Genomic DNA, 21,821 nt, shown 5'->3' on the forward strand with positions numbered 1-21,821 from the left:
GAAGGAAAGCCGGGCTCGTCCTCAAGCCCGGCTTTCCGTCTTTATTCCACGTCTGCCCTGCGCAGCGCGTCGAGCGTCGGCATCGAGGTGATGTTGAACCCGGCGTCGACGAAATGGATTTCGCCGGTCACACCAGCGGAAAGGTCTGACAGCAGGTAGAGGGCGGAATTGCCGACCTGATCAATCGTCACCGTCTTGCGCAGCGGCGAGTTGCGCTGGTTCCACGAAAGGATCGCGCGTGCATCGGAAATGCCGGCGCCGGCAAGCGTCCGGATCGGGCCGGCGGAGATCGCGTTGACACGGATGCCGCTCGGGCCGTAGTCCGCAGCCAGATAGCGTACCGACGCCTCGAGAGCGGCCTTCGCAACGCCCATGACATTGTAGTTCGGGATGACGCGCGTCGAGCCGTTGTAGGTCAGCGTCAACATAGAACCGCCCTCATTCATCAGCGGTGCGCAGCGCTTGGCGATTTCCGTGAAGGAGAAACAGGATATCACCATCGTGCGGCTGAAGTTGTTGCGTGTCGTGTCCGCGTAAAGTCCCTTCAACTCGTTTTTGTCGGAGAAACCGATGGCATGAACGATGAAATCGAGGCTGCCCCAGCGCTCCTTGATAGCATCGACGGTGGCATCGACAGAGGCGATGTCCTCGACGTCGCAAGGCAGAACGAATTCGGATCCGACTTCAGCGGCCAGCGGCTTGACCCGCTTGCCGAGAGCGTCACCTTGATAGGTGAAGGCGAGTTCGGCGCCCTGCGCTGCCAGAGCCTTCGAAATTCCCCACGCGATGGAATGGTTGTTCGCGACGCCCATGATGAGGCCGCGCTTACCCTGCATAATTCCCGTCATACTATTATCCGTTGTAGCGCTGGAAGACGAGCGTGGCGTTAGTGCCGCCAAAGCCGAAAGAGTTGGAAAGGGCGATGTCGATCTTGGCATCGTCGATGCGCTTGCGAACAATCGGAACGCCGTCGAATTCCGGGTCGAGCTCGGTGATATGCGCGCTTTCGCCGATAAAGCCGGCCTGCATCATCAGCAAGGAGTAGATCGATTCCTGCACGCCCGCTGCGCCCAGCGAGTGGCCCGTCAGCGACTTGGTCGACTGGATGTGAGGAATCTTGTCGCCGAAGACTTCGCGGATCGCGCCGATCTCCTTGCTGTCACCAACAGGGGTCGAGGTGCCGTGCGTATTGATATAGTCGACATCGCCCTTAACGGTCGCGAGCGCCTGGCGCATGCAGCGGATCGCGCCTTCACCCGACGGAGCGACCATATCGTAGCCGTCGGAGGTCGCGCCGTAGCCGACGATTTCGGCGTAGATCTTCGCCCCACGCGCCTTGGCACGCTCTAGCTCTTCCAGGACGAGGACGCCCGCGCCGCCGGCAATGACAAAGCCGTCGCGGCTCACATCATAGGCGCGCGAAGCCGTATCAGGCGTGTCGTTGTACTTGGAAGACATGGCGCCCATGGCGTCGAAGAGATTCGACATCGTCCAGTCGAGGTCTTCGTGGCCGCCAGCGAACATGACGTCCTGCTTGCCCCACTGGATCATTTCCGCGGCGTTGCCGATGCAGTGCGCCGAGGTCGAGCAGGCCGACGAGATCGAGTAGTTGACGCCATGGATCTTGAACCAGGTGGCAAGCGTCGCCGATGCCGTCGAGGACATCGCCTTCGGCACGGCAAACGGACCGATGCGCTTCGGGCTGTTGTTTTTGATGGTGATGTCGGCCGCTTCGATCAGCGTGCGCGTCGACGGGCCGCCGGAGCCCATGATGATGCCAGTGCGTTCGTTGTTGCTGATATCGCCTTCTTCCAGACCGGAATCCGCGATCGCCTGCTTCATGGCGACATGGTTCCAGGCGCCGCCCTGCGACAGGAATCGCATGGCGCGGCGATCGACCAGATCGGTCGGATCCAGCGTCGGGCGACCCCATACCTGGCATTTGAAGCCGTGTTCAGCAAAATCGTTGGAGAAGGAAATGCCGGACTTGGCATCGCGCAGCGAGGCAGTGACCTCGGCAGCATCATTGCCGATCGAGGAAACAACGCCCAGACCCGTGACAACTACCCGTCTCATGTGTTTCGACCTTTTCGTTTTTTCTAACTTGGAAACCGGGCATGTATGCCCGGTGCAATCAGGCTTCTTTGTCCTTGGACAGGCCGACGCGCAGGTCGGTGGCCTGGTAGATGGTTTCGCCGTCGGCCTTCAGCCAGCCATCGGCGGTGCCGAGAACCAGGCGGCCGCGCATGACGCGCTTGAAATCGATGCCGTACTCAAGGAGCTTCGTTGTCGGGCGGATCATGCCCTTGAACTTCACTTCGCCTGTTGAAAGCGCCATGCCGCGCCCGGGCTCACCCAGCCAGCCCAGGAAGAAGCCGGTCAGCTGCCACATGCCGTCAAGGCCAAGGCAGCCCGGCATGATCGGGTTGCCCTGGAAGTGGCAGGGAAAATACCAGTCGTCAGGCTTCACGTCGTATTCAGCGCGAATGTAGCCCTTGTCGAAGGTGCCGCCGGTTTCGGAAATGTCGGTAATGCGATGAACCATCAACATCGGGGGGAGGGGAAGCTGCGCGTTGCCCGGACCGAACAGTTCGCCGCGGCCGCAGGCCAGAATTTCCTCGTAGTTGAAGCTGGATTGTTTCGTCGCCATGAAAACTCTAATTCCCCCCGCAACTATGCCGATGGATGTGAACGTTTAGTCCAACTTCAGCGGAAAATGAAGCATAAGCATGACTGAGCTTCACCCACCTTGGGAGGACCGGCTGCGCGCCTTATTTGGTGGTCGCATACAGGAAGGCCAAGCCCCCGGCCAGCACTAATTGCGTCAAAAGCCCGATTTTACGGCGCTTTAGCACTCTTTGTCCCCATTGAAACTATTGAAACGCTTTTGCGCAAAAGTTATATGGCTAATGAAACCTGATTGCTTGACGCTAGATTAACCGGAGTTCGTTGGATGGTGGCAGAGGCCCCGCTTACCATTGAGGCACGGCTGAGGCACGCCGGCCTACGTCCGACGCGCCAGCGCGTCGCGCTCGGCGACCTGCTCTTTGCTAAGGGCGATCGGCATTTGACGGTTGAAGAACTCCATGAGGAGGCTGTGCAGGCGGGCGTGCCGGTGTCGCTGGCGACCGTCTACAACACGCTGCACCAGTTCACCGAGGCCGGCATGATCCGGGTTCTTGCGGTCGAAAGCGCCAAGACCTACTTCGATACCAACATCTCCGACCATCACCACTTCTTCATCGAAGGCGAAAACGATGTGCTCGATATTCCGGTCAGCAACCTGACCATCGGCAATCTGCCGGAGCCGCCGGAAGGCCTCGAAATCGCGCATGTCGACGTGGTGATCCGCCTGCGCCAGAAGCGGCGCTGATTCACATCACATCATCAGGGTGCCGGCCGGGCTTGGCTTTGTAGGTTGGGAAGGTCCAGCCGAAATACAGCGCGCCGCCGCGCACGGAGAAGGCTGCGATGACACCGACCGCGGAGGCTGCATAAAGCGGTAGGTCGAGCGCGTTCGCAGCTGTAAACAGGCCGGCGCCGACGAGTGCTGCCGTGATATAGATTTCCGGCCGCAATAATACTGACGGCTCATTGGCCAGAAGATCGCGCAAGATCCCGCCGAAGGTTGCCGTCAGTGTTCCGGTGACGATGCCGATCGTTGGCGAGCCGGTGGCCGCGAGGCCCTTTGCCGCACCCATCACACAATAGGCGGAGAGCCCGATGGCATCCAACCAGATCAGCAAGCGATAGCGCGACTCGACCAGGTGGGCGGTAAAGAACACCAGGATGCCGACGGCGCAGCAGACGATGACATAGGTCGGGTTCAGAACCCAGAATACCGGCACGCGGCCAAGGACAATGTCGCGCACCGTGCCGCCGCCAGTGCCGGTAACGATCGCAAAGAAGAGAAAGCCGATCAGGTCGAGCTGCTTGCGCGAAGCCGCGAGCGCGCCTGTTGCCGCAAAGAGCGCAACGCCGGCATAATCCACGTAGACGAACAGCGGCATGCAGTCCTCCAGAACCGACGTGTATCTTTGCGAAATGAATCACGGCGGCAAGGGCGGCGCAAGGCGGATCAAGCAAACTGCGCGGCCAACAGCGTCCTTATCCGACCAAAAGAGAAGCCCTTCGTGAAAACGCTCCTGATCGCTCTGAACATTGCCGCGTTGCTCGCCGCCCCGGTTGCGGCCTTCGCCCAACAGTCGCTTATCTCGGACCCGGAGATCTATGAGAAGAAGCACTTTCGGGAGCAGTGCACCAAGGCCGAGTTTTCGGATGGCTACGTCATCCGCCAGGATATCAACAACGACGGCCTGATAGACGCCGTCGTCAACGAGGGCGAGCTGACTTGCGACGGAGAGAAGGGGCCGCAGTGCAATGACGACGGCTGCACCTACAATTTCTATCTGCAGGTCGCCGAGGGCGGCTATTTCATGATCGCGACCGCCCAGATCTACGGCTATGATTTTGTGAAGCGCTTCGGCAACATGGTGCTGGCGATGAAAATGCACCCGCGCTTCTGCGATCGCCCGGATGTCGACAAGGAGAAGGAGCCCTGTATCGTCACGGCCCGTGTGCGCGGCACCAAGTTCGTGACGATCTCCAAGAAATAGCGGTTCAGCCGGGATAGAATTCTGAGGTCCGGCCGGCAAGATAGTAGCCGACAAGCCCGAACCATTCGCGGATTGCTGTCGCCAGGTTCTGAGCGTTTCGGCTCGGCTGTGTGAAATCGAGGCTAAGGCTCTCCCGCCCGTCGGTCCGGTAGTCGGTCGGCCAGGGCACGACGTCGATGCCAAGCTTGCGGAAAATGCCGACCGACCGCGGCATATGATAGCCTGAGGTGATCAGCAGGCAATTCGAAAGGCCTTGGCTCGCCAGGAGTTCCTTGGTGTTCATGGCGTTTTCGAACGTCGTCCGCGACGTCGTTTCTTCGACCAGGCGTTCCCCGCCGATACCAAACATCGGGAAGAAGCGCGCCGAAATCACCGCGTCGCCTTCATAGATTCCGGAGATCGATCCATCGCCGCCCGAAATCAAGATTCGCGCCTGCGGATATTTCTGTGCCAGACGCAGCGCCTCGACGAAGCGATCGCCACCGGCATTGAGCTCGATGCCGTGGCGGGCGGTGTTCACCTCGTTCTCGAAAGCGCCGCCGAGCACGATCATGCACTGCAGATTTGCCGGATCCTGCGGTTTAACAAACCGATCCTCCAGACCCTGCAGAAGGTAGTTGCCGGCGGTCGTGTAGAGCGTGACGAACAGGATGAGGCCCGCAATCGCGGAGGAAACGAGGCTTGTCGCGCGCCAGCGGAAAAGACCCCCTACCAGGGCAAACACGACGAAAAGAAAAGCGAGCGACAAAGGTTGCCCGAACACCCAGACGAGCTTTGAAAAGAGAAACAAGGATGCCTTCCTCTAGCGGTTTCCGCGTGCCCTCTATCTGATTCGATGGGGTTTTATTGCGACCGTGACTTCATATGCACTGGCGAACGTGGCGCGGCGTTGAACCGGCGTTGCGTGCGTTTCGGAATTAAAAGGGTGGCGAGCGCAACCAGCATCGCAAAAACGGCAATCAGCCAGAGCGCCGCTGCCCCGGCGATATGTGTCAGCAGCGCCCCAACGATAGCCCCACCCAGCATGCCGACCCAAGGTACGATCTGGATCGTCCAATCCGATCGCCTGTCGCCAACGATCCAGCGTCCGAGACCGCGTCCGAAACGCGAAAGTGCCCCTGTCACATAGGTCAGCCCGATCGGCAGCCCTTCGATCTGCTCCACGGCCGCGTTCACCATCCCCATGGAGGCAACGATGAGATAAAAGCGCGGCATCGCCAGGTTCGCGCCCGCCATGAGGGAGGCCGTTGCCAGCGCGATGCTGACGCATGAAAGCACGGCGAAGGTGCGCCGGTCCGAGAAATGTGCGATCACGATGCCAACGGCATTGCCAAGCACGAAGACCATGATCGCCGAGAGAAGAATGGCTGCATGACGCAAATCCCCATTTCCGAGCGACAGGGCAGCACGGGTCGTGTTTCCCGTCATGAACGACACGAAGTCTCCCGTCAGTGCAAGGCCGGTCGCATCGGTCATACCGGCCAGAAAGGAGATCGCGCCGGCAAGAGTCAGGCCCGTTGCCGTTCTGCGTGTATGGATAAGCCGCCGTCGTCTTTCTCGTGTCATTGAACCAAGGCTCCAGTCCGCCGGAAGTCGGCATGGAAACCATAGCCGCCGTTGCTAAAAATTTGGCAAAGCATCGGCGTGCGAAGCGCCGCGGCAAGCTGTTTCTTCAGTTGATCGTGACTCTGCCCGAATTCGGCGCACTTAACATGTAGTGCTGCTCTATCGGGTCACGGTGGCTCGTCGGCCAAGCCAAACCCGTGAGGGCTGGGAGGTAGGTGTCCAGAAGGAACTTGTCTTCGGTCTCCTTGCGATTCAGCATGCCTACCAATTCGCCGCCTTCTTCAGCGGTCACCATATCCATGACAAACCCGTCGAGCACGGCCTTCTGGCCGGTGACGTCGTCAAACACTGTCCAATAGATGTTGAGGTTCTTGTGCAGGCTGTATCTCTGGGCTTCCATGGGAAAATCCTCCGGCTTTCCACTATCGCCAGGCTTCCGCGCAGAATTGGGTGGTGGCGCAGAACCTTTGAACACCCGGTAAGAAGACCATGATTGCTCCGCGAAATGAATCGCACGCGCGTATAGGCAGCCTATCCATTCGGATAGGATCCTGAGTACAGGGAAACCTAAGCCTGCAGATCATCGGAAAGCTGCTCGGGCAGCGACGCAGAGCGGGACATCATCGGCCGCTTTATGATGAGGGATACAAGCCCTCTCACTAAACGGCTTGCCGCGAAGTTTCGGCAGGGCAACCCTACAGCCTGCTTTGTCGTCATCTCGCCGGAGTATGCCCAAGAGAAGCTTGAATGGGCGAAAACCTATGTTCCGAAGGGACGGACGGAAAAGGCCTTAGCCGCCAATCGAGCACAGAAGGAGCGGAACATCGCCGAAAGCGAACGTCAACTTGCTCTCGCCCGCGAATATCGTGCCGAGACGACCCGCCTACGGATTGCTGCAGGCGTCGATCAGGCGAAGCGGCGTGTCAGCAAGGCTGAGGCCGCGGTTACTGATGCGTGCAGGTACATCTCCGAGGCTGAAGCGTTCACCACGGAGGGGCTTCGCATCAAGGCCGAGGCGATCAAAGCAAGCGGCATCTTCGACGCGTTCAAGGCTTCAAGCGGGATTATGGCCGACATAGCCAGCTTCGTTCAGTCGGTCATTAGCGTCGCATCTCCCGTGGCCGCTGCCGCTTAGGCGCCAGCAGATCACTAGCAGACAGAACCAGAAATTCATTGTGTTAGGAGCGATGTTATGAAGAGCAACAGGCAGACTTCTCAAGCTCAGACCGAGGCAACTGTGGTGGCGAGCGTGGCGACGCTGGCGAGAGTCCAGCTAGAGGCGCTCGCCAATCACAAGGTGGAGACGAGCGATGATCCGATCTCAACCGCTATCGAAGCATTCCGCGCTGGCAATGCAGCGTTTTGCGCGACCAAGGAGGAGGACTGGCCTGCTCATGGCGGCGAAGAAGCAGTAATCGCCAATACCTATGGTCGGCCGCTGGAAGTCCTTGAAAATTGGGACCAGCCCGCGTTGTCGCTGAAAGGGGCTGTAGATGCTCTTCGCTTTGCAAATGAAGAGAATCGAAATTTTGAATCCAATCCCACCGTCGTTGCCATGGTGGGTGCAGCGCTTGCGTATCTCGAAAAGGCAACCGCCGTCTCAATCGGCTCGGGAGAGGTAACTTTAGCAGGCGCAACACCTGGATCTGCGGTACCGACGTTACTCTCCGAGCATCGTTCAGCTTTCGCTGCCGGAAATGAGCATTGGCAGAAGTGCTACGAGGTCCAAGACGGCATCGAGGAGTTGTTACCCAACGTGCGCGTTCGTGTTGGGACGCTTCACGCTTCAGGGGGTAAAGAGGATATCTGGGCGTATAGTGAAAACGACGTGTTAGAAAAAACCGAACGTCATATTCGCGCAGCCCTCAACGAATTCCAGCGCACGGGTTTCATGGCCTTGCGTGACAAGTTCCTCACCGAGATCCGCGACCTCCAACAGAAGGAAAACGAGATCAAGGAAGGCGCCGGCTTGAACGCCTTAGAAGCGACTGGCCGAGAATTGGATGCCGCGCATCGCGATATCTTTTCGAAGCTGATCTCCGAAAGGCCGGCGACCCTAGAAGAGGCTCGCGCAAAGGTGTCCTATATCGCAGATCACCTCGACGAGATGGGTGAGGCGATGGACGAAGAGGAAGCGACCAAGCTTCTCAGAGACCTTCTGTAATCAATTGTCGATGCTCAACCGCGCGGGCCGTCCTTTCTGGGCGGCCTTGCCTGATGAAGTGCGATCCGCTTTGATGTCAGAACATCTCCAGGGGGGCCTTCATCAATGGCATTGTCAGTCAGGTACTATCTGTTCCCGGAGGGCTCTGATCCGTTGCGTCTCTCGCAGCGCCTCGTCGAAGGACTCACGCATGGCAAAGACCCCATGCCGCAATATGCGGACACCAGGCAACGCGTCATGGGTGTTGTCGTTCAGAATGAGGATGGGAAACCTACCCATCTCGATCGCACCTATGGAACGATGTGGACTTTCAACGAGGACGGCGAGATTAGGGAGGGTCTCCAAGAGGCGGTGTTCGAGGCGATGAATTCAGTCGCGGTCCAATCGCCATCGGATACTGTGGTCTCGATCCGTCCACAACTCAGCAAAAAGCGCTTTGCCGAGAAATTCCGATGGGAGCCTTCGGCCGCGGATATTAATCGGGTCATCCAGGACTTATGGCCGAAACAGAAGGCAGATCGCTTGAAGGAGGCGAAAGGTGTCTCTCAACGGAAGCCAGCTCTGACCTTTGAAGCAAAACATACACTGGACAAGATTTCCGCCGGCTTCTGGGAGATATCCCACGCGATTGAGGCATTGAAGGAACCGAGCCTAAGAGGCTTCGCGTTCGAGGCGAGGAAACGCGCAAGCGAGGATCTGGAACATCGGCACCTCTATAATGCTCTTGCCGAGGCGGCCGTCGACCGTTTGGAATTGCTGAAGAGGCAGAAGACTGGGAAGGGCATCTGGTACGCTGTCCTGGAGGTCATCATGACGCGCCCGGAAGGGTTTTCGGAAACTACACAAGTCTACCATGAGCGATGTGATGGACGAGACGCCGCGGTTGTCGCCACACGAAAACTACTCGTTCGGCACGCGGAGCTGTTCAACGACTACACGGATCTGGAAGCGAGCGTGATGACCGATCTGGAATGGGAAGTGATGGCGTACCTGGACTAGGACGCCGCTGTCAGCTCACCGGATGGACGCTGTAAGTTCCGATAATGTAGGTTTTCGGAAGTCAAAAACGTGTCCAGATCAGCCCGGGGCCTCGTTCAAGGAAGCTGCAATGTCCTTAGTCGGCAGAATGAGACGCCGTTCCATGTTCTTCGTTTCTTGGAAGCCGAATTTTTTATAGAAACTCACGGCATCATCATCGAGAGCGTGAATTATCACGGCGCGAAAAGCGACTACTTGCGCGGCGGACACCACACTCATGAGCGCGTTTTTGAGGAGTGCTTTGCCAAGGCCGTTACCTTGATGGTCGGCATCAACGGCAAGTCGGGCTAGAACCGCAATCGGAATCTCGGTTGGAGATTTAGACCCTTTCACCGATCGAGAAACATCGTTTCGGTGTATCATGCCAGCGCAAACCGAATGGTACCCCACCACTCTGAAGTTTTCATCCGCAATTACAAATGTGCGGGCATACCCCTGCTCCTGATTATATAAGGCCATTTCCTTTAGCCATGAATCCAATGAGGGCTTCCCCGATGAGAAGCCCTCAATGATGTGCTGATTGGTAATAGGGCAAGGCTTCCGATACGACAAACGTCAGTCCATCCAATCTAATTTGGTCTGAAAAAGCTTGACCAAGTTGTCTCTGGCCACGCCCGGAGCGGCAAGCTGGTCGCTTACAGCTTCAAACACGTCAGCGGATACGCCTATGAATCGTTGATCTAGCAGCTCTTCTTGCGCGGTATATACTGAGGCCTCGGTCATGAACGCAGTTATGCTCTTTCCACAAACCTCAGCAGCACGTGCAATTAGATCATGCGTTTCCGGTTCAATCCGAAGATTGACGGTTTTGGTTTTCCTAAGAGCGGACATCATACTTCTCCATCAATCGCACAGTTGATTTTTGATTTGTGCGACGTACTCGATGAACGTTCGAATACGACCATGTGTGGTCAATGTAAATACGTTTCTATAATTTTCAATTACCGAAAAAGTTCCATTTCCGCTAATGCGCTGAAACCATTTCTGGATTTTTATCATTGCGTAGGTTGGTGCCGACCTTATGAACGCAGAGGAGGATAACTGATTTCAAAAATAAGCGTTCGTACTTCCCTGGTGCTTCCCCTGGGACGAGGTCAATCTGGGTTAGGGCCAAGGTGGCGCCCTATGCGGTTGTTTTTGCAGGAGAAATTTGGTGGAGCTAAGCGGGATCGAACCGCTGACCTCTTGCATGCCATGCAAGCGCTCTCCCAGCTGAGCTATAGCCCCATCAAGGCGGTCCGGCGAGCCGGTCCTGGGATGCTTCGCGAAGGCTTGCCTCGCGGAGTGGCGGCTTCTTACTTCCGGTTTTTGGAGATAGCAAGCCAAAAAAATCGGCCCGGCGAAATTTTCTCGTCCGGGCCGACACTTAATCGGATCAGACTTCGTCTTCGTCGCCGGTGACGCCGATGATGTCGCTCATGTCGTCGTCATCATCATCTTCGTCGGCTTCAAGGAAGGTGTCGTCGTCATCGCCTTCGATTTCGACATCGTCATCGCCCATATCTGGAATGTCGTCGCCGGATGCGCCTTCATCGGCGTCCTCGAGCGAAACGAGTTCGACTTCCGTGCTTTCGGTATCGACTTCCGCCACTTCCTCTTCATCCTGGGCTTCAGCCGCTGCAGCAGCAGAGGTTTCCTCGAAGAAGGAAAGGGGATAGGACTTGCCGGTGTAAGGAGAAACAATCGGATCCCGGTTCAGGTCGTAGAACTTCTTGCCGGTTTCCGGATCGGTACGCTTCGTTCCAAGTTCAGCTTTCGCCACTGTAAGCCTCATGAGAATGGCCGAATCAAGATTCGACAAATGCCGTGAAAACCGGCGTTCTATTCGGAATTTATAAGCCGGTCCCCATAATCGTTGCAGCACGGCATGTCAAAGCCAAACTTCATGCATCGCTCATGCCCGCCGGATGACCGGCGCCGCCATTTGTGGTAGTGAGCCGGCGATTGTTCGTTTGCAAGGCAGATCGGCGTGTCACCGACTGCCGGAATGGGTGTAAGGCAATGTACCAGCCGCCGCATTTTCGTGAGGAAGACCTAAGCGTCCAGCACGCCTTGATCCGGGCGCATCCGCTCGGCTTGCTGATCACCGCGGGTGCTGCGGGTCTCATGGCGAATTCGGTTCCCTTTCATCTCGATGCGGCAGCTTGCGAGAAGGGCACGCTGCGCCTTCACCTCGCCAAGGCCAATCCGCAGTGGCGCGATATCGGGGCGGGCGCCGACGTGCTTGCAGTGTTCCAGGGTGCCGATGCCTACATCACCCCGTCCTGGTACCAGACGAAGCAGGAGACCGGCAAAGTCGTGCCGACCTGGAACTATGCCATCGTGCAGGTGAGGGGCAGGGCGCGTGTCATCGACGATGCGGCCTGGTTGCTTCAGCAGATCAACGCGATCACCACGCAACAGGAAGGGCCACGTGACAGGCCCTGGGCGGTCGGCGACGCGCCGGATGATTTCATTCGCGCGCAGTTGAAAGGCATTATCGGCGTCGAGATCGAGATTGCCGCGATCGAAGGCAAATGGAAGGTAAGCCAGAACCGACCCGTTGCCGATCGCCAAGGCGTTGCTGCCGGTCTCGGCGAAGAGGCCGGTCAGGCAGACATGGTCGATCTCGTCCGTCGTTACGGCGGACTGGCACAGAAATGAACGGATAGATGAGCTCCAAACAGTTTACGATTGCCATCGATGGACCTGCCGCGGCCGGCAAGGGAACACTCTCGCGCCGCATCGCGGAGACCTACGGATTTCATCATCTCGACACGGGACTGACCTACCGTGCGACTGCCAAGGCTTTGCTGGATGCTGGCCTGACGCTCGACGACGAGGCCGTGGCGGAAAAGATGGCGCGCGAGGTTGAACTGGCCGGACTCGATCGCGATATACTCTCGAAGCACGAGATCGGCGAGGCGGCCTCGAAGATCGCCATCATGCCCGCGGTGCGGCGTGCACTGGTAGAGGCACAGCGGCGGTTTTCGGAAAAGGCGCCCGGAACGGTGCTCGACGGCCGTGATATCGGCACCGTCGTTTGCCCGGCAGCGCCGGTGAAGCTCTATGTGACGGCAAGTCCCGAGGTTCGGGCGAGGCGCCGCTACGACGAAATAAGAGGCAAGGGAGGAATTGCCGATTTCGATGCCATTTTCGACGACGTCAAGCGCCGCGACGAACGCGACATGGGACGGGCCGACAGCCCTTTGAAACCAGCCGAAGACGCGCACTTGCTTGATACGTCGGAAATGAGTATAGAGGCCGCGTTTCAAGCTGCGAAATCGATCATCGATGCAGCTTTGAGCCGAAGTACCTGAATTCGAGCGATTTGCCCAAGCTTTGCCTGGGTCGCTTTTGAAGACTAAGCCTGAAATTCCGTCCAAGCGCCGGATTGCTTCCCGACAGGAGGCGGACTGGGTTCAGGCCCGTTCAACACGAACCAACCGGCGCATACGTATCCGGATTCGGATATGCAGGAGATTACATGTCAGTAGCTACTCCCTCTCGCGAAGATTTCGCGGCCCTTCTCGAAGAGTCCTTTGCCAAGCACGACCTGGCTGAAGGCTATGTCACCAAGGGCATCGTAACGGCAATCGAGAAGGACTCTGCCGTTGTCGACGTCGGCCTGAAGGTCGAAGGTCGCATCCTACTCAAGGAATTCGGCGCCAAGGCCAAGGACGGCTCGCTCAAGGTCGGCGACGAAGTCGAAGTTTACGTTGAGCGCATCGAAAACGCTCTCGGCGAAGCTGTTCTGTCGCGCGAGAAGGCTCGCCGCGAAGAAAGCTGGATCAAGCTCGAAGCCAAGTTCGAAGCTGGCGAGCGCGTTGAAGGCGTCATCTTCAACCAGGTCAAGGGCGGCTTCACGGTCGATCTCGACGGCGCGATCGCCTTCCTGCCGCGTTCGCAGGTCGACATCCGTCCGATCCGCGACGTCACCCCGCTGATGCACAATCCGCAGCCCTTCGAAATCCTCAAGATGGACAAGCGCCGCGGCAACATCGTCGTATCGCGTCGTACGGTTCTGGAAGAATCCCGTGCCGAGCAGCGTTCTGAAATCGTTCAGAACCTCGAAGAAGGCCAGGTTGTTGACGGCGTCGTCAAGAACATCACCGACTACGGTGCGTTCGTTGACCTCGGTGGCATCGACGGCCTGCTGCACGTCACCGACATGGCATGGCGGCGTGTGAACCATCCGTCGGAAATCCTGTCCATTGGCCAGCAGGTCAAGGTTCAGATCATCCGCATCAACCAGGAAACCCACCGCATCTCGCTCGGCATGAAGCAGCTCGAGTCGGATCCGTGGGATGGCATCCAGGCCAAGTATCCGGAAGGCAAGAAGATTTCCGGTACCGTCACGAACATCACCGACTACGGTGCGTTCGTCGAGCTGGAGCCGGGCATCGAAGGCCTGATCCACATCTCGGAAATGTCCTGGACCAAGAAGAACGTACACCCCGGCAAGATCCTGTCCACGAGCCAGGAAGTCGAAGTCGTCGTTCTCGAAGTCGATCCGTCCAAGCGCCGTATTTCGCTCGGCCTCAAGCAGACGCTGGAAAATCCGTGGGCGGCATTCGCTCGCAACCATCCAGCCGGCACTGAAGTCGAAGGCGAAGTCAAGAACAAGACCGAATTCGGCCTGTTCATCGGCCTCGACGGCGATGTTGACGGCATGGTGCACCTCTCCGACCTCGACTGGAACCGTCCGGGCGAGCAGGTCATCGAAGAGTTCAACAAGGGTGACGTCGTCAAGGCTGTCGTTCTCGATGTTGATGTCGAAAAGGAGCGCATCTCGCTCGGCATCAAGCAGCTCGGCAAGGATGCTGTCGGCGAAGCAGCAGCTTCGGGCGACCTGCGCAAGAATGCAGTCGTTTCCTGCGAAGTTATCGCAGTCAACGACGGCGGCATCGAAGTGAAGCTCGTCGACCACGAAGACATCACCTCGTTCATCCGCCGCGCAGACCTGTCGCGCGACCGCGACGAGCAGCGTCCGGAACGCTTCTCGGTTGGCCAGGTTGTTGACGCCCGCGTCACCAACTTCTCCAAGAAGGACCGCAAGATCATGCTGTCCATCAAGGCTCTGGAAATCGCGGAAGAGAAGGAAGCTGTCGCTCAGTTCGGTTCGTCCGATTCCGGCGCTTCGCTCGGCGACATCCTCGGCGCGGCTCTGAAGAACCGCGGCGGCGAATAATCGCCAGCCTCAGGCTTGAAGAATAAAAGAACCCGCCGGAGCGATCCGGTGGGTTCTTTGCATTTCCGCTGCTGATGTAGGGTCGCGGGCTATTCCCAGTCGACCTTGCGCCGATAGCGCGTATAGGCTTCGTCTGCGCTCGCAGCCATTGGCAGGGCCGGTGCCGGACGCTGAGGCGGCGTCCCAGCCTTGATCTGGCTTTCCCGGGCGGCCACGGCAGCGGCGGCTTCGTCGTCGACTGCGACACCCGTCTCGTCCTCGTTCGGCGGCTCGCCTTGCTGGTCCGCATCCCCCTCCGACGGCTCGCCGCCGTTGTGATCTTCGCGGTACATCTCACGGGCGCCGCTATCGTCGGCCTCGTCCTTTGAGAATTCGTAGGGCTGCGTCGCGTAGGGAACGCCCTCGACGATCTTCATCAGCACCGGCACATAGGTTTCGTCGATGGCCTGCTGTACGATCAGGGGTATTGGGATTTCCGGAGCCGGATGTTTCTTCGCTGTTGCGATAGCGGCTTCGCCTGCCGGCTGTTCCGCGAGAAGCGGCGATTGGCGCGCCACGCTTTCCGGCAGGGAGGCGCGATCAGGCAGTGCAGTCAACTCCTCTGGTAGATCGGTCAGGATAGTCTCATCGAGGATGATGTCGATTTCGACTGCCGGATCCGGTTCGGCTGCCTCGAGCAATATTTCTGTTTCCTGGTCCTGAATGATTGTTACGATCAGCTTCGTCGTATCGTCCGAGAGGGATGCAGGTATCGCCGGCCAACTCTTTGGAATAATGGGATCGACCTTGGATGCTGGCCCGTGCGTGTTCGCTTGCACTGCTACGTGCGCCAGCTCGACCTCTTCCTCCAACGCTACACTCTCTTGTAAGTCTTCGCCGAGCTCAGGGAACACTTCTTCGCCGGCTGCCTCGACAGCCGACTTGGCGAGAGGCTCGTCGGCAGGGACAGATCCTTTGATGAGTTGGACCTGTTCGCCGTCTGCATCGAGATAGGCGGCGGCAACGAGCGCCGTCTGCGGCCGCAGAGCTTCCGGCTCCTGCCTCGTTGCGACAGGCGTTCGCGCAGCGCCAGCCAGATTGTCCCGATGGATGCTGATTTCGGTCCGCTGCTCCTGGCGCAGCGGCGAGGCATCATTCTGGCCGTAGGAGCGAACCACGGCGCGCGCCGCGAGATCGCGATCCTTGTAGCGAATGGTTTCGAGATAGGTGGCAATGCGGGCGGCCTCCGGTCCGGCCGGGTTTCGGAGCGCCTCAGCGAGCTGGCGAAGCGGGACGGCATGGCCCTGCATTGCAAGCTGACGCTCTACCTGCTCGATTTTCGCCGGCGGCAACTTCTGTATCGCGGTCGCAAGGCGGGAGGCAAAGGCAAGATCTGTTTCGTCGTCCTCCCGCGGGATTGAAAGCGCCTCGCTGGTCGCATTGAGCACATCAAGAAGGGCATCGACCATGCGTGCACGCACGGCCAGCAGGAGGATGTTGAGTTTGCCGGCAACCGAGGAGTTGAGATCCGCGCCCTGGATCTGGCTGACCGGAGCAACGGCGCTGGCAGCGCGCACCAGGCCGTCGGTGCTGACGACGGTCGTCTGGTTCTGGGTGGATAAACTCGCATTTGACGCTGAACGAACCGGAGTCAACATGCCATGCTCCTTCTTTCGTAAAGTGCGATGAAAGCAGGTTACAAGAAGGCCGCGCTCATCCGGCCCGTCGCATTCCCCGGCAGTTCCTTCCTGCGCGACGTGACGCTCCATCGCGCCGTCGAATGCATAAAAATTGGCAAAGAATTTAACGAAGCGACGGTTAACGAATTGCTAATGGCCGGTGCGCGGATGGCCACGCCCGGTTCTATCTTTGCAAAATCCAGAAATGTCTCAGCTATGCGCGAAGATGTCGGCTTCTTCCCAGCCGAGCAGATCGAGCTTGGCGCGTGTCGGAAGGAATTCGAAGCAGGCATTGGCGTGATCCATGCGGCCGTCGCGCACCAGCCGTTCCGTCAGCTTGTCGCGCAGCGCATGCAGATAGAGCACATCAGAGGCGGCGTATTCCAATTGTGCCTGAGATAGCGTCGCGGCTGCCCAGTCGGACGACTGTTGCGTCTTGGAAATATCGACGTCCAACATTTCCTTGAGGTTGTCCTTGAGGCCGTGCCGATCGGTGTAGGTGCGGATGAGGCGTGAGGCGATCTTCGTGCAGAAGACCGGTTGGGCGGTGACGCCGAAGGTATGAAACAGGACGGCAATATCGAAGCGGCCATAGTGGAAGATCTTCTGACGGGAAGGGTCGGCCAACATTGCAACGAGGTTCGGCGCGTCCTTTTGGCCCGCAGCGATGCGGATTACATCGGCTGAACCGTCGCCCGACGAAAGCTGCACGACGCACAACCGGTCGCGGCGCGGCACAAGCCCGAGCGTTTCAGTGTCGATGGCAATGGCTCCGGTGTAGCGCGCAGCATCCGCCGCGGAAATATCACCTTCATGGTAACGTATGGTGGCTGCCATTGATCTCGTCTCTCACTCAAACTGTCACTTGTGGCGCTATAGCGCAAAGCCATGGCGGGCGATACCGCCAAGGCTCAGAATGTCGGCGGTGTATTGATCCAGATGAGAATGGTTTCGCCGTCGTGACGGTTGCGCCAGGAATGGTAGCGGCGGCTCTCGAAGTAAAGCGAATCGCCAGGCCCGAGGTCGAAAAACTGGTCGGAATCGAGCACGATTTCGAGCCGTCCCGACAGCACGTGCATGAACTCTTCCCCTTCGTGCCGGTAGGCGCCCTCGCTTGTCGCGCCGGGCGCGAGCACGAACCGGTGGCAATCCATCATGGTTCGGCCCTCGGCCAGAAGCTGGACCGAGACACCAGGCGTCGTCTCCGGCCATGTGCGCCAGGCGCCGGCGCGGACGACCACAGGCACGTCGTCGCGTTCTTCGCCGGACAAGCGGGAAACCGTTGTGCCGTAATATTCGGCAAGGTCGTGCAGCGTCTTGAAGCTCACGCCTTGCGAGGTCCGCTCAAGCGTCGACAGCGTCGAGGCGGCAATACCGATATCACCTGCGACATGATCCAACGTCTTTCCCGTGCCATGGCGAAGGCTGCGCAGCCGCCGCCCGAGATCCGACGAGTCCGCTGTGTCTGAGTTTTCCGACGGTTCCTCGCCTTCCAGCGCCTCGCGAATGGCCGCCGGATTGAGGCCACGCTCGGTTCGATACCAGGCTATCTTTTTCAACCTGGCCACGTCTTCGGCGCTGTATTGCCGGTGTCCGGTCTCTGAACGGTCCGGCACGACGAGGCCCTGGCTTTCCCAAAGGCGCAAGGTGGATGCGGAAACGCCCGCTGATTTCGCCGCCTCCGCCACTTTGTAGCGCACGGCCGTCCCATTGCTCATAAGCCAAATATTCCCGGTTCGTTTGTCTTCTGGAGGCCGTCTCCCGGCCCTTCTTTTCTTGGCGACCATCGCCGAAAACAGCAACGGTTTGAAGCGGAAAATGCCACTTGCTTTCTTGCAGGAAAAATGTAGGAATTTTCTACACGTCTTGCCGAAGTTATGCAAGATAGTTCATCCATTCCAGAGCGCAGGAACGCACCGATGACCGCGACCACCCTCACAGACCGGAAGAATGCCGCCATTTCGCGCGGCGTTGGCATGACCACGCAGATCTATGCCGACCGCGCAGAGAATGCCGAAATCTGGGACAAGGAAGGTCGCCGCTATATCGACTTCGCGGCCGGCATCGCCGTTCTCAATACCGGCCATCGCCATCCGCGCGTGATCGCCGCCGTCAAGGATCAACTCGATCACTTCACCCATACCTGCCATCAGGTCGTGCCCTACGAAAACTATGTGCATCTTGCTGAGCGCCTGAATGCGCTGACGCCGGGTAATTTCACCAAGAAGACGATCTTCGTCACGACAGGGGCCGAAGCCGTCGAGAATGCCGTGAAGATCGCGCGTGCCGCAACCGGTCGCTCGGCCGTCATTGCCTTCGGTGGCGGCTTCCACGGCCGCACCTTTATGGGCATGGCGCTCACAGGCAAGGTCGTGCCCTACAAGGTCGGTTTCGGCGCGATGCCGGGCGATGTCTTCCACGTCCCGTTCCCGGTCGAGCTCCATGGCGTGACACCGGATCAGTCGCTGGCCGCGCTGAAGAAGCTGTTTGCCGCCGATGTCGATCCGCAGCGCGTTGCCGCAATCATCATCGAGCCGGTGCAGGGCGAGGGCGGCTTCTACGCGGCGCCGGTTTCGTTCATGAAGGCACTGCGCGAACTCTGCGATCAACATGGTATCCTGTTGATTGCCGATGAGGTCCAGACCGGCTTTGCCCGGACTGGCACGATGTTCGCTATGGATCAGCACGAAGTCGCGCCCGACCTGATGACCATGGCCAAGAGCCTCGCCGGCGGCTTCCCGCTGGCGGCCGTCACCGGCCGTGCCGAGATCATGGATGCGCCTGGACCCGGCGGCCTTGGTGGCACATATGGCGGCAATCCGCTCGGTATCGCGGCTGCTCACGCAGTTCTTGACGTCATCAAGGACGAAGATCTCTGCAACCGCGCCAATCAGCTCGGCAGCCGGTTGAAGCAGCGTCTGGAATCGTTGCGCGAAAGGGCGCCGGAGATTGTCGATATCCGTGGCCCGGGCTTCATGAACGCGGTCGAGTTCAACGACAAGACGACAAAGCTGCCGAGCGCGGAATTCGCCAACAAGGTGCGTCTGATCGCGCTCGATAAGGGCCTGATCCTTTTGACCTGCGGCGTCCACGGAAACGTCATCCGCTTCCTCGCCCCGATCACCATCCAGGACAACGTTTTCGGTGAAGCGCTCGACATTCTGGAAGCCTCGATCCTCGAAGCAAGCGGCAAGTAAGGCGATAGCTTCTTTGCCCGGAGTTACATGACATGGCATTCACGACTGCACTGACAAAATACGTTCCGTTTTCCTCGCCCTTCCTGCGCGACGCCGGTTACATCAACGGTGTCTGGACAGCCGGTGGCGCGACGAAGACCTTCGACGTTCTCAACCCTGCCACGGGCGAGGTTCTCGCCTCGCTGCCCGACATGGGCGGCGCCGAAACGCGAGAAGCGATCGATGCCGCCTATGCCGCGCAGCCGGCCTGGGCCGCGCGTCCTGCCAAGGAACGCGCCGGTATCCTGCGCAAGTGGTTCGACCTTATGGTCGCCCATGCCGATGAGCTGGCCGCCATCCTTACCGCTGAAATGGGCAAGCCCTTCGCGGAGGCCCGTGGCGAAATCCTTTACGCCGCCGCCTATGTTGAATGGTACGCAGAAGAAGCTAAGCGCATCTATGGCGAGACGATCCCCGCGCCGTCGAACGATAAGCGCATGATCGTCATCAAGCAGCCCGTCGGCGTCGTCGGCACGATCACGCCCTGGAATTTCCCAGCCGCTATGATCACCCGCAAGATCGCACCGGCGCTCGCCGTCGGCTGCACCGTCGTTTCCAAGCCGGCCGAGCAGACGCCGCTGTCGGCGCTGGCGCTCGCGGTTCTTGCCGAGCAGGCCGGCATCCCGGCCGGCGTCTTCAACGTCATCGTCGGCGAAGACGGCCCGGCGATCGGCAAGGAACTCTGCGGCAACGACAAGGTGCGCAAGATCAGCTTCACCGGCTCGACCGAGGTTGGCCGCATTCTGATGCGTCAGTGTGCCGATCAGATCAAGAAGATCAGCCTCGAGCTCGGCGGCAATGCACCCTTCATCGTCTTCGACGACGCGGATCTCGATGCAGCCGTCGAGGGCGCTTTGGCGTCGAAGTACCGCAATGCCGGTCAGACCTGCGTCTGCGCCAACCGCCTCTACGTGCAGTCGGGCGTCTATGACGCCTTTGCCGCCAAGCTTGCCGCCAAGGTCGAGACGATGGCGGTCGGGGACGGTTTCAAGGCAGGCGTAAGCATCGGCCCGCTGATCGACGAGCAGGGGCTGGCGAAGGTCGAAAGCCACGTCGCGGATGCGGTGTCGAAAGGGGCCAGGATCCTGACGGGCGGTAAGCGCGTCGAAGGTGCCGGCACCTTCTTCACCCCGACCGTGCTCACCGGCGTCACCCGCGAAATGAAAGTCGCGCGTGAAGAGACGTTCGGTCCCGTTGCCCCGCTGTTCCGCTTCGATACCGTCGCGGATGTGATTGCTCAGGCGAACGACACCGAATTTGGTCTTGCTGCCTATTTCTTTGCTGGCGATCTGAAAAAGGTCTGGCGCGTCGCCGAGGCGCTGGAATACGGCATGGTCGGTATCAACACCGGCCTCATGTCGACGGAAACGGCGCCCTTTGGCGGCATCAAGCAATCCGGCCTCGGTCGCGAAGGCTCGCGTCACGGCGCCGAGGATTATCTCGAGATGAAGTATCTCTGCATGGGCAATATCTGAGCGACATCTGGCTCAGATGCGTTGAGACAACAAGAAAGGGATCGCCGGCAGCGGCGATCCCTTTCTCTTTGGCTGCGTGATGCCTAGGTTTGCGATGCTTGCGTGGCAGGCTGCCAATCCGGCAGTGGGAAGACACGGTCATAGGCCCAGTTGAAGACGAAGGCGTAGACCATGTAGAAAAGCGCGAAGGATACGTCCATCATCAGCGCTTGAACGACACTGATGCCGAGGTACCACGCAATCATCGGCAGCAGCGCCAACAGCAATCCCACCTCGAACATGACAGCATGCAGCACGCGGGTCGCGACACTCTTCTGCGTGCCGCCGGTCAGGCGCTGCATCAGGTGGTCGAAGCCGAGATTATAGATATAGTTCCACATCGTCGCCAGCGTTGCGCCGGCAACGCCGACCACGCCGATATCGGCCATGGGCATGCCGAAGGTCAGCGCACCGAGCGGCGTGACGAGCGCTAATCCAATGAGTTCGAAGCTGATGGCGTGACGGATACGGTCTGCGGTTTTACGCATAGTTACCCCCAACGGGAATGCTCGGGTCGTCCCGAGTTAATGCCCGTACTGGGGGAGGTCGTCCTCACGACCCTTTAATAGGTATTCCGGCCGCCGAAAACAAGGGTCGGGGCTTTGTTCAGTAGTGCGGTGGTCGCGTAATGGCGGGGGCTTCCAGTGATTGCTCCTCGAGCGACAGAAACCGCTCCGTCAGCCTGTCGAGCTTGGCGCGTGTCTGCTCCATCACCTTCCACTGTTCGGCCAGTTGATCGGACAACTCTTCGATCGTCTTCGCCTGATGGGCGACGGTTTCCTCGAGCTTCGTCACGCGGCTCGTCTCTTCGGACATGGAACCTCCTTGCCGCAAGCGGCCAATTCTCATCCGCATCTGA

25 protein-coding genes and 1 tRNA gene are annotated in these 21,821 nt (G+C 59.0%); 10 read left to right on the top strand and 16 right to left on the bottom strand.

Annotated features, from left to right (window positions below; translation table 11 throughout):
- Nucleotides 1-41 precede the first annotated feature (41 nt).
- From fabI to fabA, 3 genes are read right to left on the bottom strand one after another with little or no spacing between them, the layout of a single operon-like run.
- A complete protein-coding gene (gene fabI / locus FHX09_RS02510) occupies nt 42-848 on the bottom strand; it encodes an enoyl-ACP reductase FabI (protein ID WP_132589288.1) in 807 nt (268 codons plus the stop codon).
- 4 nt (nt 849-852) lie between these two features.
- Complete coding sequence (fabB, locus tag FHX09_RS02515) at nt 853-2,076, bottom strand: beta-ketoacyl-ACP synthase I (protein ID WP_007798970.1); 1,224 nt, start codon at nt 2,074-2,076, stop codon at nt 853-855.
- A 58-nt stretch (nt 2,077-2,134) separates the two neighbouring features.
- Nucleotides 2,135-2,650: a 3-hydroxyacyl-[acyl-carrier-protein] dehydratase FabA gene (gene fabA / locus FHX09_RS02520; RefSeq protein ID WP_007798967.1), complete on the bottom strand. Its 516-nt coding sequence runs from the start codon at nt 2,648-2,650 to the stop codon at nt 2,135-2,137.
- Between the two features lie 303 nt (nt 2,651-2,953).
- On the opposite strand from fabA, the gene irrA reads away from it, so the two are divergent.
- Nucleotides 2,954-3,373, top strand: coding sequence for an iron response transcriptional regulator IrrA (gene irrA, locus FHX09_RS02525; protein WP_132589290.1), 420 nt, complete (start codon nt 2,954-2,956; stop codon nt 3,371-3,373).
- Between the two features lies 1 nt (nt 3,374).
- On the opposite strand, the gene FHX09_RS02530 is transcribed toward irrA, so the two are convergent.
- The gene (locus tag FHX09_RS02530; RefSeq protein WP_132589292.1) at nt 3,375-4,010 is read right to left on the bottom strand and encodes a trimeric intracellular cation channel family protein; all 636 of its coding nucleotides are present in this window, start codon (nt 4,008-4,010) and stop codon (nt 3,375-3,377) included.
- Between the two features lie 123 nt (nt 4,011-4,133).
- Between FHX09_RS02530 and FHX09_RS02535 the strand changes: the two genes are divergently transcribed.
- Complete coding sequence (locus tag FHX09_RS02535; RefSeq protein ID WP_132589294.1) at nt 4,134-4,616, top strand: hypothetical protein; 483 nt, start codon at nt 4,134-4,136, stop codon at nt 4,614-4,616.
- 4 nt (nt 4,617-4,620) lie between these two features.
- On the opposite strand, the gene FHX09_RS02540 is transcribed toward FHX09_RS02535, so the two are convergent.
- The 3 genes from FHX09_RS02540 to FHX09_RS02550 form a co-directional block, all read right to left on the bottom strand.
- Nucleotides 4,621-5,406 carry a YdcF family protein gene (locus FHX09_RS02540; protein ID WP_007798957.1) on the bottom strand — a complete coding sequence of 262 codons (786 nt, stop codon included), beginning with the start codon at nt 5,404-5,406 and terminating at the stop codon, nt 4,621-4,623.
- Between the two features lie 53 nt (nt 5,407-5,459).
- A complete protein-coding gene (locus tag FHX09_RS02545) occupies nt 5,460-6,182 on the bottom strand; it encodes a YoaK family protein (RefSeq protein WP_007798955.1) in 723 nt (240 codons plus the stop codon).
- 106 nt (nt 6,183-6,288) lie between these two features.
- Nucleotides 6,289-6,582, bottom strand: coding sequence for a hypothetical protein (locus tag FHX09_RS02550; RefSeq protein WP_007798952.1), 294 nt, complete (start codon nt 6,580-6,582; stop codon nt 6,289-6,291).
- 237 nt (nt 6,583-6,819) lie between these two features.
- On the opposite strand from FHX09_RS02550, the gene FHX09_RS02555 reads away from it, so the two are divergent.
- From FHX09_RS02555 to FHX09_RS02565, 3 genes are all read left to right on the top strand, one after another.
- Nucleotides 6,820-7,317: a hypothetical protein gene (locus FHX09_RS02555; protein ID WP_183720884.1), complete on the top strand. Its 498-nt coding sequence runs from the start codon at nt 6,820-6,822 to the stop codon at nt 7,315-7,317.
- A 57-nt stretch (nt 7,318-7,374) separates the two neighbouring features.
- Nucleotides 7,375-8,346, top strand: coding sequence for a hypothetical protein (locus FHX09_RS02560; RefSeq protein ID WP_132589298.1), 972 nt, complete (start codon nt 7,375-7,377; stop codon nt 8,344-8,346).
- 105 nt (nt 8,347-8,451) lie between these two features.
- Complete coding sequence (locus FHX09_RS02565) at nt 8,452-9,345, top strand: hypothetical protein (RefSeq protein WP_132589300.1); 894 nt, start codon at nt 8,452-8,454, stop codon at nt 9,343-9,345.
- A 78-nt stretch (nt 9,346-9,423) separates the two neighbouring features.
- On the opposite strand, the gene FHX09_RS02570 is transcribed toward FHX09_RS02565, so the two are convergent.
- The 4 genes from FHX09_RS02570 to FHX09_RS02585 all read right to left on the bottom strand — a co-directional run bounded on the left by FHX09_RS02570 (nt 9,424) and on the right by FHX09_RS02585 (nt 11,146).
- Nucleotides 9,424-9,864, bottom strand: coding sequence for a GNAT family N-acetyltransferase (locus FHX09_RS02570; protein WP_245505432.1), 441 nt, complete (start codon nt 9,862-9,864; stop codon nt 9,424-9,426).
- A gap of 75 nt (nt 9,865-9,939) precedes the next feature.
- On the bottom strand, nt 9,940-10,215 hold the full coding sequence (locus FHX09_RS02575; protein WP_183720875.1) for a DUF1778 domain-containing protein: 276 nt from the start codon (nt 10,213-10,215) through the stop codon (nt 9,940-9,942).
- 320 nt (nt 10,216-10,535) lie between these two features.
- Nucleotides 10,536-10,611, bottom strand: a tRNA-Ala gene (locus FHX09_RS02580).
- Nucleotides 10,612-10,759: 148 nt separating this feature from the next.
- Nucleotides 10,760-11,146 (bottom strand): TIGR02300 family protein, encoded by a 387-nt coding sequence (locus tag FHX09_RS02585; protein WP_007798949.1) that lies wholly within the window; start codon nt 11,144-11,146, stop codon nt 10,760-10,762.
- A 239-nt stretch (nt 11,147-11,385) separates the two neighbouring features.
- Here FHX09_RS02585 and FHX09_RS02590 point away from each other — a divergent pair, with 239 nt between their 5' ends.
- The 3 genes from FHX09_RS02590 (at nt 11,386) to rpsA (ending at nt 14,554) form a co-directional block, all read left to right on the top strand.
- A complete protein-coding gene (locus FHX09_RS02590; protein ID WP_132589304.1) occupies nt 11,386-12,027 on the top strand; it encodes an FMN-binding negative transcriptional regulator in 642 nt (213 codons plus the stop codon).
- A gap of 8 nt (nt 12,028-12,035) precedes the next feature.
- The gene (gene cmk, locus FHX09_RS02595; RefSeq protein WP_132589306.1) at nt 12,036-12,683 is read left to right on the top strand and encodes a (d)CMP kinase; all 648 of its coding nucleotides are present in this window, start codon (nt 12,036-12,038) and stop codon (nt 12,681-12,683) included.
- A gap of 167 nt (nt 12,684-12,850) precedes the next feature.
- Nucleotides 12,851-14,554 carry a 30S ribosomal protein S1 gene (rpsA, locus tag FHX09_RS02600; protein ID WP_007798943.1) on the top strand — a complete coding sequence of 568 codons (1,704 nt, stop codon included), beginning with the start codon at nt 12,851-12,853 and terminating at the stop codon, nt 14,552-14,554.
- An 89-nt stretch (nt 14,555-14,643) separates the two neighbouring features.
- Here the strand turns inward: rpsA and FHX09_RS02605 are convergent, their stop codons facing one another.
- The 3 genes from FHX09_RS02605 to FHX09_RS02615 all read right to left on the bottom strand — a co-directional run bounded on the left by FHX09_RS02605 (nt 14,644) and on the right by FHX09_RS02615 (nt 17,930).
- Nucleotides 14,644-16,191, bottom strand: coding sequence for a hypothetical protein (locus FHX09_RS02605; RefSeq protein ID WP_184449268.1), 1,548 nt, complete (start codon nt 16,189-16,191; stop codon nt 14,644-14,646).
- A 231-nt stretch (nt 16,192-16,422) separates the two neighbouring features.
- Nucleotides 16,423-17,049 (bottom strand): ribonuclease D, encoded by a 627-nt coding sequence (locus tag FHX09_RS02610; RefSeq protein ID WP_007798932.1) that lies wholly within the window; start codon nt 17,047-17,049, stop codon nt 16,423-16,425.
- A 74-nt stretch (nt 17,050-17,123) separates the two neighbouring features.
- Nucleotides 17,124-17,930 (bottom strand): MerR family transcriptional regulator, encoded by an 807-nt coding sequence (locus tag FHX09_RS02615; RefSeq protein ID WP_132589310.1) that lies wholly within the window; start codon nt 17,928-17,930, stop codon nt 17,124-17,126.
- A 201-nt stretch (nt 17,931-18,131) separates the two neighbouring features.
- Between FHX09_RS02615 and FHX09_RS02620 the strand changes: the two genes are divergently transcribed.
- Both FHX09_RS02620 and FHX09_RS02625 read left to right on the top strand, forming a co-directional pair.
- A complete protein-coding gene (locus FHX09_RS02620) occupies nt 18,132-19,409 on the top strand; it encodes a 4-aminobutyrate--2-oxoglutarate transaminase (protein WP_007798927.1) in 1,278 nt (425 codons plus the stop codon).
- Between the two features lie 32 nt (nt 19,410-19,441).
- A complete protein-coding gene (locus tag FHX09_RS02625) occupies nt 19,442-20,923 on the top strand; it encodes an NAD-dependent succinate-semialdehyde dehydrogenase (protein ID WP_183720867.1) in 1,482 nt (493 codons plus the stop codon).
- An 83-nt stretch (nt 20,924-21,006) separates the two neighbouring features.
- Here FHX09_RS02625 and FHX09_RS02630 read toward each other — a convergent pair whose 3' ends face one another.
- Entirely contained in the window at nt 21,007-21,450 is a 444-nt protein-coding gene (locus FHX09_RS02630) for a PACE efflux transporter (RefSeq protein ID WP_132589314.1), read from the bottom strand.
- 118 nt (nt 21,451-21,568) lie between these two features.
- Nucleotides 21,569-21,778 carry a SlyX family protein gene (locus FHX09_RS02635; protein WP_132589316.1) on the bottom strand — a complete coding sequence of 70 codons (210 nt, stop codon included), beginning with the start codon at nt 21,776-21,778 and terminating at the stop codon, nt 21,569-21,571.
- Nucleotides 21,779-21,821 lie beyond the last annotated feature (43 nt).

Source organism: Rhizobium sp. BK538 (assembly GCF_014197575.1).
Taxonomy (GTDB): domain Bacteria; phylum Pseudomonadota; class Alphaproteobacteria; order Rhizobiales; family Rhizobiaceae; genus Rhizobium.